This window comes from Actinotignum timonense (assembly GCF_030216305.1).
Classification (GTDB): Bacteria; Actinomycetota; Actinomycetes; order Actinomycetales; family Actinomycetaceae; genus Actinotignum; species Actinotignum timonense_A.
In genome coordinates, this window is sequence record NZ_JASOKT010000007.1 from 81,465 (window position 1) to 93,383 (window position 11,919).

Annotated in this window: 9 protein-coding genes and 2 tRNA genes; 6 read left to right on the forward strand and 5 right to left on the reverse strand. The window is 64.0% G+C overall.

The features are described 5' to 3' along the window. Window positions 1-71: 71 nt before the first annotated feature. Window positions 72-2,891, reverse strand: a complete 2,820-nt coding sequence (locus QP305_RS05330) for a hypothetical protein (protein ID WP_284904395.1) — start codon at window positions 2,889-2,891, stop codon at window positions 72-74. A 245-nt stretch (window positions 2,892-3,136) separates the two neighbouring features. Beyond that, window positions 3,137-3,207, reverse strand: a tRNA-Gly gene (locus tag QP305_RS05335). 198 nt (window positions 3,208-3,405) lie between these two features. On the opposite strand from QP305_RS05335, the gene QP305_RS05340 reads away from it, so the two are divergent. Both QP305_RS05340 and QP305_RS05345 read left to right on the forward strand, forming a co-directional pair. After that, window positions 3,406-3,479 (forward strand) — tRNA-Pro (locus QP305_RS05340). Between the two features lie 337 nt (window positions 3,480-3,816). Further along, window positions 3,817-4,869, forward strand: a complete 1,053-nt coding sequence (locus QP305_RS05345; protein ID WP_284904397.1) for a zinc-dependent alcohol dehydrogenase family protein — start codon at window positions 3,817-3,819, stop codon at window positions 4,867-4,869. Between the two features lie 57 nt (window positions 4,870-4,926). Here QP305_RS05345 and QP305_RS05350 read toward each other — a convergent pair whose 3' ends face one another. Both QP305_RS05350 and rpmF read right to left on the reverse strand, forming a co-directional pair. After that, entirely contained in the window at window positions 4,927-7,479 is a 2,553-nt protein-coding gene (locus QP305_RS05350) for a MaoC family dehydratase (RefSeq protein WP_284904399.1), read from the reverse strand. Window positions 7,480-7,615: 136 nt separating this feature from the next. Beyond that, entirely contained in the window at window positions 7,616-7,780 is a 165-nt protein-coding gene (gene rpmF / locus QP305_RS05355; RefSeq protein WP_016442420.1) for a 50S ribosomal protein L32, read from the reverse strand. Between the two features lie 309 nt (window positions 7,781-8,089). On the opposite strand from rpmF, the gene QP305_RS05360 reads away from it, so the two are divergent. The 4 genes from QP305_RS05360 to epsC all read left to right on the forward strand — a co-directional run bounded on the left by QP305_RS05360 (window position 8,090) and on the right by epsC (window position 11,270). Beyond that, window positions 8,090-8,728, forward strand: coding sequence for an IMPACT family protein (locus QP305_RS05360; protein ID WP_284904401.1), 639 nt, complete (start codon window positions 8,090-8,092; stop codon window positions 8,726-8,728). A 97-nt stretch (window positions 8,729-8,825) separates the two neighbouring features. Next, window positions 8,826-9,479, forward strand: a complete 654-nt coding sequence (locus QP305_RS05365; protein ID WP_284904403.1) for a TetR/AcrR family transcriptional regulator — start codon at window positions 8,826-8,828, stop codon at window positions 9,477-9,479. Window positions 9,480-9,680: 201 nt separating this feature from the next. Next, entirely contained in the window at window positions 9,681-10,613 is a 933-nt protein-coding gene (gene cysK / locus QP305_RS05370; protein WP_284904404.1) for a cysteine synthase A, read from the forward strand. 84 nt (window positions 10,614-10,697) lie between these two features. Then, a complete protein-coding gene (gene epsC / locus QP305_RS05375; RefSeq protein ID WP_087071041.1) occupies window positions 10,698-11,270 on the forward strand; it encodes a serine O-acetyltransferase EpsC in 573 nt (190 codons plus the stop codon). A 26-nt stretch (window positions 11,271-11,296) separates the two neighbouring features. Here the strand turns inward: epsC and QP305_RS05380 are convergent, their stop codons facing one another. After that, a complete protein-coding gene (locus QP305_RS05380) occupies window positions 11,297-11,743 on the reverse strand; it encodes a ribose-5-phosphate isomerase (protein ID WP_284883669.1) in 447 nt (148 codons plus the stop codon). Window positions 11,744-11,919: the final 176 nt, after the last annotated feature.

Genomic DNA, 11,919 nt, shown 5'->3' on the forward strand with positions numbered 1-11,919 from the left:
GAGCTTTTGCGCAAATATTCTACCAAGGTCCCCGAGGGGATAGCTGGCAGGCGTGTGACCTGCTATTTCACTTAGCCGCGGTACTTCCGGCGCAGCGCGAAGCCGCCCAGGATGAGCGCGGCTGCTCCCGCGATCCCGGTTGCCGCCGCGGCGCCAGTATGCGCGAGCTTGGCCGCGGGTCGCTTGACCTTCACCGTCGGAGCCTTCTGCTCCGGTGCGGACTTCTGCGGCTCCGGCGCAGGCTTCGGGTCAGCCGGAGCTCCCGGGCCAGCGGGCTCACTGGGCGTTCCGGGCGTTCCGGGCTGCTGCGGCGTGTTCGGATCGCTGGGCGTACCGGGCGTACCGGGCGTTCCAGGTGTTCCTGGCGTACCGGGCGTCCCGGGTGTTCCAGGCTGCGGATCCGGGGTACCCGGCACTTCCGGACCCACCGGCGGCTCAGGCGTACCCGGATCGCTCGGCTCGCCAGGCGTACCCGGTGTACCCGGAGTTCCGGGCTCCGGCTCGGGGCTGACCGGCGGGTCCGGGTTCACCGGCGGCTCGGGCACGGGGCACGGCCGGGCGGAAATATCGAAGCTCCACTCGGTCTGAGCCCCCGCGGCGAAGGTGTAGCGCTGCGGATCCTTGAGCTGCGCCGTCACGGTGACGCTACCCTCCGCCTCCGTGCGGGTGTACTCCACGAAAGCGGATTCCGGAATGCTCACCGTGGCCGGCGTCCCGCAGGTATCTGCCGGAACCAGGGTGGGAGCAATCGGGGTGACCGCGGGCTTCTCCAGCGGAGTGGCCGTGCAGGAGGCTGAGGTGAGATCCAGGGTCCAGGTGGCCGTGCGATGCTCCTGATCAACCGTGTAGCTCGCCCCGACGCCCGGCGTGGCAATGAGATACCCGGGCTCCGCCGTCGCGGTCACGGTGGCCGTGGTACCGGCAATCTCCGGTTCACCGTAGGTCACGCCCTCAACATTTTCCGGCAAAGTCACCTTTGCCGGTGCCACGGTTCCGCTCCCATCACAGGGCTGCGGGGCGGTCGCCGGAGCCGCGGGCACAATAATCGTGCCGTAGACCGGGGTCAAGGTAAGATCCTCGGCCGGCATGGCGAACTTCAGGGCGCTATCGGCCGGATTCGCCTGCGCATTCTGCCCGAGGGCTTCCTTGCTCAGCTGCTCCGCGGGAGTGGCCAGTTCAGATACCGTCCACCACGCGAAGGGAAGATTCTTCTCCCCCGCCGGAATGCTCGGCTGCGCGCTCGTGCTCACCTGGGCTTGCGGCGCGGTGAAAATATGCTGACGCGCGGTACCTTCCGGATAGTGCTGCGAGCCAGGCTCAACAACCTGGCCGGTCACGGTGCCAGTTTGTGCCGTGGTGCCGATCTGCGCCACGTAGCCCTGGCCAATCGTCCAGTTTCCGGTGCGCTGACCCTTGTGATTGACCACGAAGCGGGTGCGGGTAGTGGAGGACACGGGGCTGGTGCCTGCCGGTCCGGCTACCTTGTTCCTGTCGAGATTCTCATCCACCGTGAATGCACCGTTAGCAAATTCGGCCAGGGCAAAGGTGCCGGGCTTCGTTACACCAATGCGTTCCCCGAATTCGGTGTTCGGGCAGGTGAGGTAGGCGCCGTAGCCACCCTCGGTTTGGGCGGTTACATTCCCCGTGCCCAGGAAGCGGCAGGTGCCTTGGCCGGCCGTGAAAATCGCGGGAGCGTTCTTGGCCCCGTTCATCTTGATGAGGCTCTCGCCAGTGCTCGCAAACGTCACCCCGGTGGCGCCGACAACTCCCCCAGCAACATTCGCTGAGGAAGCGGCCACCGTGAGAGTGGCTGCGCCGTCGGCCTTCACCTGCGCCGCACCGTACACCCCGTACCCTTGCGATTGCGAGGAGGAGGTGACGCTCAGCGCGGAGGTGCCCCCAACGTTGAGGTCTCCCGCGCTGTACACGCCGAAGCTGGACTGCCCCTGCGCCGTTGCCTGCGCCGTGACCTTCGCGTTGGTGATGCTCAGAACGTCGCCGGTGTTATCGGTGTCGCCGCCGCCGGCCTGCATAATCGCCGTTGCCGTGGAGGCGTTGGAGCTGGCTTCTGCCGTGACCGTGGCGCCCTGGGTGCCGTCGATGCTGAGGTTCTTCCAGGCGTTGATGCCGGTTGCTAAACCGGTTTCGTTGGTCACGCGGGCGGTGACCTGAACATTGCCGCCGATACTGAGGTCCGCGGTGCTGCGGATCGCGGTGCTCATCGCGGTGTTTTTATCCCCGGTCCCGCACTTATCGCAGGTAATATCCCTGCCCACGGCGGTGAGCTTGCCTTGGCCCACGATCTCCATGGGTGCGCCGGAGGAGTCAAGGCCAATCGAGCCGCCCTTGAGCCAGGTCGCGTTCGGATCGCTGTCCTCCAGATTCACCGGGTATTTATTGATGGTGTTTGTGGCATCGAAGGTGGCGTCGCCGTCAAAATCGAGGACGTATTTATACAGGCCATCCTGGTTGCCGGCGAAATAGAGGGCGTTCGCGGTGTAGCCGCCCTCGCTGGCGGTAAAAACGTTCGTGCCGCTGAACTTGACCGTCACATCGGAAGCGATCTTGCCCGTGTCCACGGACACGCCGCGCTTGTAGGCGTTCGTGGCGTCCTGCACATAATTATTGAACCACAAGGTTTTTGTGGCGGCGTTCCACGAAATCTTGTTATCCCCGGTTACGAAGGACTGATCCAGGCAATACGTCACGCTATTGGTGTAGTAACTGTCCTGAGCCGGGTAGGTTTTCCCGTCATCCGGCTTGGCGGTGCGCAGGGTGCGGCCCGTGCAGCTATTGCCGGTCGCGCTCACCACCACCGAAGTCACATCGGCCACCGCATCGGCGGGCACAAAGCCCGCGGGCAGCTCGCTCGCCGGCGCGGGAGCTGCCACAGCGGAGGTGACAGCCCCTATTCCAGAACCTAAAAGTACTAACGCAGCTCCGACTGCGGCAGATTTTCTTAACATATTGATCCCAACGACATAGGTGCAATCATTGTTAAAGAATACCTATAGTTTGAAAATAATATCGTGAAAGTGGGGCATTTCCCTCGTGGGGCATGGTACGGCACCGGGAAAAGAAAAATATTGCGCGGGAGTTTCTATAAATATTCGCCTGATGACCAGCGAAAATACGGAGCGAGTGAGGAGAATCGAACTCCCATCATCAGCTTGGAAGGCTGAGGTTTTACCACTAAACTACACTCGCGCAGAGCCGCTTTCGCGAACACTACCCGAAGAGAATACCACCCCACCCCCAAGAGTTCCACTCCGTTACGCACCCCGGGGCCGTGGGCAGCACCGGCCAGAATCCATTACACTAGGCACGTTGCCTAGGTCGTGCCGCAAGGCCGGCAGGCCGGGAGCATTCAGTTTCCGGCGCGTGGCAACGCATACACAACCAGTACGGGACGTGGCGCAGTTTGGTAGCGCACCCGCTTTGGGAGCGGGGGGTCGCGGGTTCAAGTCCCGCCGTCCCGACCGTACACCCTTACGTTTATCGCAGCCTCGCCATATTTTTATGAACGACGACGCCGCCAGCTGGCAGCCCACAATTTCCACAAAACCGGACCGGCGCGGGACGTATGTCCTTAATTTACGCCAACCAGGCACGGCGCTCACGTCAACCCATTTCACCCATCACGCCACCCACTTTCCCGCATATTTTCACGTATTTCTTGTAAATCTCCCCCGTGATCAACGTTACATAACGCGCCGCCGCACGCTCTTCCCATAGGCCATACGTCCCAGTAGATTAGAGAGCGTGGCGCCAGTCACGGCACCGCATTCACCAGAGCGACTCAATGAGGAGAAAACTATGAAGGCTCTTGTCTACGGAGGTCCGGGTATTAAGGAATGGAAAGAAGTTCCTGACCCGCAAATCCAGCAACCCACCGACGTTATCGTCAAGATGGAAGCAACCACGATCTGCGGTACCGACCTCCACATCCTCAAGGGTGACACCCCGGAAGTGCAGCCCGGGCGCATTCTGGGCCACGAAGGAATTGGCCGCATCACCGAAGTTGGCTCGAACGTGACGAACCTCAAGGTCGGCGACCGCGTGATTCTCTCCTGCGTGAGCTCCTGCGGGCATTGCTCATACTGCCGTGAAGGGATGTACGCCCACTGCATGGATCCCGAAGGTATGCCGGGCGTCGGCTGGATCTTCGGCTACATGATTGACGGCACCCAGGCCGAATACGTGCGCGTGCCCTTCGCGGAAAATTCCGTGTACAAGATTCCGGAAGGCGTGAGCGATGCGGAAGGTATCCTCCTTTCCGATATCCTCCCCACCGGTTTCGAAATCGGGGTGCAGAACGGCAAGGTCAAGCCGGGCGATGTCGTCGCGGTGGTCGGTTCGGGCCCCGTGGGCCTGGCCGCGGTCATGACGGCGCGCCTGTACGGGCCGGCCAAGGTCATCGCCATTGACCTCGATGATAAGCGCCTGGATCGCGCCCGTGATTTCGGTGCCACCCACACGGTCAATAACAGCTCCGCCGATTGGAAGGAGCAGGTCATGGCCCTCACCGATGGTTTAGGTGTCGACGTCGCCATCGAGGCCGTGGGTGTTCCCGCCACCTTCGATACCTGCCTCCAGATCGTGCGCCCGGGTGGCCACGTGGCCAATGTGGGCGTGCACGGCAAGCCGGTTGATCTGCCTATCGACAAGCTGTGGATCGCCAATATCAATATTTCTATGGGCCTGGTGTCCACCAATACCCTGGAGATGCTGCTCAAGTTGGTGGCCGCCAAGAAGCTGCCCGCCGATAAGTTCGTCACCCACGAATTCGCCTTCGAGGACATTATGGAAGCCTATGAGGCTTTCGCCCACGCCGCGGATACCAATGCCCTCAAGGTCCTCATCCACTAAAGGAACCTGTCCACTCCAACCAGATCTGTCCTCGGGATCCTAACAGCCTTCCCTCGTTTAGTACCCCGAGGACGCATCCCCTACGGCCGGGCGCTCCCGTAAGCGCCCGGCCGTAGGTTTGCTAGGGCGCCCGAGGAGTTTCTCCGCCCCGCTGAGGAGCGCGAGCCCGGCCAGGTCATTGGGCTGGTAGGGAATGGAAAGAAGCCCGCCGTCCAGGGCGCGGTCGGTCAGGAAACTGGCGGATGAGGCGGTGGCTTCGGGATGGTGCAGGTCCCAGACCAGCAGGCCGGCGAGGAGGGCCGCGGCGGTATCCGCGGCAAGGGGCGGGTATCCCAGCCGTTCCAATCCGGCATATCCGGCACGTAGCGGCTGGGAAATGAGGACCGATTCGGTGCGGGCCATCGGAGCGATAGTGTAGGAAATATCCCGGCCGGCTTCCCGCTCGACGGTGGCGCGCCACCGCCCGATGCGTTTAGCTGCCGCGTAATTAGGGCCCTGGATATCTTGGAGCAGATTGACGACGCCGCCCTGCCGGGCAGGCCGCGCCCCGGATAGCTTTGCCCAGCTGCGGATCGCCGCTCGGGAAAGCAGCCCGCCAGAGAGTTCAGCGGCGCCAGCCGCTGCGGCGTCGTTCCCCGCAACCGGGTAGGCATCCGTGGGGGAACCGTACCAGGCGAAGGCGGCCGCGCTTTCTTCGCCCACCATGCGCAGCACGGCATCCGCTCCCGCCTCCACCAGCACGAACTTATATCCGGGCGCGTAGAGGGTATCCACCACCACGAGGTCGCCGGGCAGGGAGAGGAGCCAGCCGGCCACGGCGTCCGGGGCGGCGGTCACATCGCCGAAGCCCGAGGGCGCAATATGCAGATCCCCGGCAGCTTCCAGGGCCCGGGCACGGAGGGTGCGCATACGGCGCGACTCGCTGCGCCCCACTCCCGCCACTCGCGCGCCGGTGGCCAGCAGCGTGGGCGCGGGCGAGAGTTCCGCCCCGGCACCGAGCACCGCCACGGTGCGCCCCTCCAGGCGCATCATCTCCGGGTTGTGCACCACCTCGGTGAGGGCCGCCAGCACCCCCGGCTGCACTCGCCCGTTTTCTTCCCAGAGCGCGAGGTGGTCCAGGAGCTCCGTGCCGCTCAGGTACACGTAGTCCCCGCGGGCATCCTGGCGAGTTGCCCCGCGCCGGTGCTCCGGAATCTCCCGGCCCCGGAAGGGCACGGTGAAGGGGCACGGCACCGTGGTGCCCCGCAGGATTTCGCCCCGTGGTGCCCCGCCGCGCGGGCGCAGTTCGGCGAGCGGGGTGCCGTCATGCAAGGTGAGGGTGCTGTGCACGAAATCCAGGCCGGCGCGCGCCGCCTTCGCCCCGTGGGCCGGATTATCAATCCGAGTGAGCTGCGCGTAGGGCTCACGGTAGGTACGGCGCCAGGGAATTGCTTCTTCAAGGGATGCGGCGAGCGCGGCGTCGCCTTCCGCGAAGACTTCTACCATGCCCCGCGAGACCGCGGTGCTCGAGGGTTTCCCCTCGCGGATGGGAAGCACGATGCCGGCTTGCGCCTCGCGTAATTCAGAACTGGTGTAGCGCAGGTGGACGAGGTCGCGCCCGGTGCGTTCTTCCACCACGGCGACGGCGCCTTCCTCCCCCACGGCGCGCAGCACCACTTTTTGGGGCAGCACCACCGGCGCCCGGAAGCTGACCTCCCCGCTGCCCGGTGCATCCCCGCGCAGGCCGAGCTGGCCGCAAGCCCAGGCGTCGGTAGCGGCGCCGTGGAGCACCGCCCCGCTAAAGCCGAAGAGGCGCGCAGTGGCGCCCGAGAGGTGGATCGGGTTGATATCCCCGGTCAGGCGGGCCCAATGGCGGGCATCTTTAGCGGTGAAGCGCCGTTCGGCCAGGGCGTAGGGCGTGGCGTAGCGCAGATGCCCGGACTCATCCACCCCGAATTCGGCACGGAAATCGAGAACGGCACTGGGGGCGGATGGAGCGTCGGGTGCGGACGGCGCGCCAGGTGCAGACGGAGCGGGGGCCGAGGACGGTGCGGACGGTGCGCCAGGTTCCAACGGTGCCGATGGAGCGGGGGCCGAGGACGGTGCGGACGGTGCGCCGTCCTCCGGCCAAACACTGTGCTCGGGTTGCGGTTCTGCCCCGGTGAGGTGCACGGGGCTCCCGGTGCTGCCGCGGTCCAGGTATCGGGCGATTTCCCGGTAACATACTGCGCCGTCGTACAAAATATCCGCTGCGACGCGGAGCGCCGTTCCCTTCTCATCGCGCTCAAAACTGGCGACCCACGCCCGCACCGTGAGCGGGCGGCCGAAGGGGACGGGGCTGAGAATCTCCCACCGTAGGTCGGTGATCACGGCGCCGGTGGCGACGAGGGGCAGGCGGGAGTCGGCAAGAATATCGAGGGTGGGGCCCAAGCACAGCTGGTGCAGCAGGGCAGCCGGGGCGTGCCCACCCACTCCCCCGCCGGCGAAACGGGCAATGCCTTCCCCCACGGCGCGCTCGGCGACCGCGTGGACTTGCACCCGCGGCAGCTCGTCAGCCTGGGGAACGGCGCGGCGGCTGAGTTTTTGGCGGGCCGCGGCGGCGAGGATGGCGGCGTAGCGACGGGTTTGCATGGGGACCCCTTTCGTCGGTGTCCCTTCCATTCTAGGAAATGAGCTGCCCGCTGCCGCCAGCAACTGCCCCGCGAGATAAAAAATACCCCCGTGAGGAATCCTCACGAGGGTAAGCAAGCTTGAGCTTCCCGCGGACTTAGTCCGAGAGCAGACCCTTCTTGTAAGCCTTGGCCAGCTTGCGCGGGATGCGCACTTCGCGGCCCCGCACGCGGACGGTCTGGAGCTCGGTGAGCTCGGCCTTCCACTGGGAGCGACGAGAGCGGGTGTTGCTGCGGGACATCTTGCGCTTAGGTACTGCCATGTCAACCGCTCCTCTCTACTTTCCGGGCCGCCCTGCGCAGCCGCTACGAATCTTCGTGAATTTCCGTGCCTGGACCGGCACTTCAATAACACACAGCGAATGAGTCTACCTCATCACCTCCCCGCCGCGCCAGATGGCGCGTGTGAGATACCAAGCATCATCGCGCCCTGTATGAGGGGATGGTGCGGCACGGTGCGCGCGGGCGTGAACGCCGCACCATACGGCGGGAACGGTGCAATACGGCGGGCGAGCGCACCATCCGCCGCCGCCCGCGCCCCGTGCGCGCAGCGGTGATGAGAGAATACCGATATGTCGGATGTGCTATTAGAGGCCGGGGCGCGCTACGAAACCGAACTTGAGATCAAGCGTTCACGTTTTATCACGGTGCTGGCGCGGGTTGCCACCGAGGCGGAGGCACGCGCCGTAATCGACGGTGAGAAGCGGCGCTTCTCCGATGCACGCCACCATTGCAGCGCCTACGTGGTCTCCGTTCCGGGAAGCGCTCCGATCCACCGTTCTTCTGATGACGGCGAGCCCTCCGGCACCGCTGGGCGCCCCATGCTCGATACTCTCCTCGGCGCGGGCATCACCGACGTCGTTGCGGTGGTCACCCGATATTTCGGGGGAACCCTGCTGGGAACCGGTGGCTTGGTGCGGGCATATTCGGATTCCGTAACCCAGGCGCTCGGCGAGGCCCGCATGGTGGAACGGCGCGTCGTGCCCCGTTACCGGGCTTTCCTCCCCCATTCCGATGCCGGCAAGTACATTGCTGCCCTTTCGGGCGCCGGCTTCACCCCGGAGATGGACTACCACAACCAAGGTGTTGAACTGCATATTTCTACGGAGCGCGGCGCAGCCCTGGCCGCTATGATGGCAGAGTTGTCCGCGGGGAATGTCGGCGTCGAACAAATTGAGGATGCGATTATCGAGGTCCCCCTAGCTGGATAAACATGACGACTCGTCTATAGCGCGTTAAAATAAACAAAAACGGCCACATCGTGCTGCGCCGTATCGACATACGTCAACCACTGAATACGGTGATGCCATGAGAAGCCCCCTGCGGTCACACAAGAAGACCGGCCCCAAACCGACCTTTACTGCCGATGAAGCCATCGATGCAGTCTTCGACATCGGATTGGATCGGTTCACGCTCGGCCAGGTTGCCGAGAAGCTCGGTGTGGCTACATCCGCTCTCTATCGCCTTTTCAAAAGCCGCGAAGACCTCATGGAAGCATGTTTGGCGCGCGTTTCGAGCGAATATCCCCCACCCGAAGGGGATAGTGCGGATGCGTTGCTGCGCGATTATGCGAATAAGGTATGGGAGCTCATGGATACTCACCCGGGGCTTGACCTGCTTTTCGTGCAGTTCTCCGCCACCTCGCGTTTTATCGCCCCGCACCTCAACGCCCTTATTAATGCACTCGAAGATATCGCCGGCTGGGATGTGGAAATCGGGCTGCTGGCGGTGGATACCGTTACCAATATCATTATGGCCACGCACGCCGCGGCCGCGTCATTCAATAACGTCAAAGATGATGCCGATATCGCCCAACCCACCCGCGGAAATATTGTGTTGTTCTCCCGCCTGAAATGGCGCGACCGGGCCAACCTCGATACCAAACTCGATTTCCTCATTCCAGCTTTCGCCGCGGAGGCCGAACGGCGCGCACAGGAATCAGGCACCACCACGCGCGGCTAGCGCGCCGTCCGCGCACCGTACCCGCCGCTCCGGTTTCCGCAAGAACACTCCGCCGCGCCGGGAACGCGCGGCTAGCGCGGGCATTCGCCCAGCTCTATCCACATCTCGGGCCACGGCGCGCCGGGCGCACTCCAGAAAATACTATGGAGCAGCGGGAACAATATGGCTCGCAGCGGCGTTAGCGTACCCGAGGAGGAAAATATGACCATTTTCAACGACGCTACTGAACTAGTGGGGCACACGCCCCTCGTCCGTATCAATAAGCTCGCGGAGGGCAGCTCCGCGGAAGTCCTCGCCAAGCTTGAGTTTTACAATCCCGCCAACTCGGTGAAAGACCGGGTGGCGGTGGCCATTATCGACGCCGCTGAAAAGGCCGGTGCACTGCGCCCCGGCGGCACCATTGTGGAGGGCACCTCTGGGAATACCGGGATCGGCCTGGCCTGGGTGGGCGCCGCGCGCGGCTACAAGGTTATTTTGACGATGCCGGCGTCCATGTCGGTGGAACGGCGCATGCTGCTGCGCGCTTTCGGGGCGCGCCTGGAGCTGACCGATCCGAAGGAAGGCATGCGGGGCGCCGTGGCGCGCGCCGAAGAAATCGTGGCAACTACCGAGAACGCGATCCTGGCCAGCCAGTTCACGAACGTCGCCAACCCGGCGATCCACGAAAAGACCACCGGTGAGGAAATCTGGGCGGATACCGAAGGCAAGGTGGATTACTTCATTGCCGGTATCGGCACCGGGGGCACCATTACCGGTGCGGGGCGCGCGCTGCGCCGCCACAACCCGGACGTGAAGATTATCGCGGTGGAGCCCGCCGAATCCCCGCTACTCTCCGAAGGGCGGGCCGGTTCGCACGGCATCCAGGGGATCGGCGCGAATTTCGTGCCCGAGGTGCTCGACACCAAGCTCTACAACGAAGTCATCCCGGTTCCCACCGCTAAGGCTCTCGAGGTGGCCCGCGCTGCCGCTACCTCGGAGGGCCTGCTGCTGGGCATTTCCGGAGGCGCCGCCCTCCAGGCCGCCCTCGAGGTGGCGGGGCGCGAGGAAGCTGCCGGCAAGCGCATCGTGGTGATCATCCCCGATTTCGGGGAGCGTTACGCTTCCACTCCCCTTTTCGATCCCTACCGCGACTAATGGGAGGTACCGGTACGACGGCGCAGGCCAACCTGGCGCGGGGCTATACGCCCGTAGCGCGGGCGGCCGGCTAGAGTAGGTTCTATGGGTTTATCTCGAGCACTCCGGCTCATGCGGGAAGATATTGATACGGCGCGCCGGCGCGATCCGGCGGCGCGTTCCCGCCTGGAGGTGGTACTGGCTTACTCCGGCGTGCATGCCGTGTGGGGGCACCGGGTGGCGCACGCGATGTGGGAGGCGACGCCGCGGCTGCGGCTACCGGCGCGCCTCCTCTCCCAAGCCACCCGGTTGCTCACCGGGGTGGAAATCCACCCCGGCGCCCACATTGGCCGCCGTTTCTTCATTGACCACGGCATGGGTGTGGTGATCGGGGAAACCGCGGAGATCGGCGATGATTGCATGATCTACCACGGGGTGACCCTGGGTGGGTCATCAGCCGAACCGGTCAAACGCCATCCCACTTTGGGAAACGGCGTCATGGTGGGGGCAGGCGCAAAGATACTAGGCCCTGTCCACATTGGGGACGGTTCCCAGGTAGGCGCGAACGCCGTCGTCGTTCATGATGTGCCGGCGGAAGCGACCGCGGTGGGAATCCCCGCGCGGGTGCGCACCCCGGCCCATCACGAACCACTCATCGATCCGGCGATATATATTTAGGCCGCTTGAGGCGCCTTCGTACTGCTTTAGGCGCCTTCGTACCGCGCGATCTGATCGATACGGCGCTGGTGGCGCTCATCTTCACTGAAGGGCGTCTCCAGGAAAAGCTTGACCAGGTTCCAGGCTTCTTCCTGGGTGTGCTGGCGCGCGCCAATGGAAATGACGTTGGCGTTATTGTGTTCGCGCCCGAGCTTGGCCGTATCCTCATTCCAGGCGAGGATGGCGCGCACCCCGCGCACCTTATTCGCGGAAATCTGCTCGCCGTTCCCGGAGCCACCCAGCACGATGCCCAGCGACCCGGCGTCGTCTACAACGCCCTGCCCGCAGGCAATGCACGGGGCGGGGTAATCATCGAGCGCGTCATAGGTTTTGGCGCCGTGGTCCACCACTTCGTAGCCACTGGCTTCGAGCTTCTCCACTAGGAATTCCTTGAGCTCGAAACCGGCATGATCTGTTCCAATATGTACTCGCATGCAGCAATCCTATCCTATTGTGCCGCTTGTCACTTTTACTTCGGGGGATGGTGCGGCGACGACGCACACGGTGCGCCGCGACGGTGCGGCGGGAAGCTGCGCCCGTGGCGATGCGCTATTTAAAGTGTCGTAGGCGTCCACTACCCTGGACACATGACTGATACTGCTTTGCATGC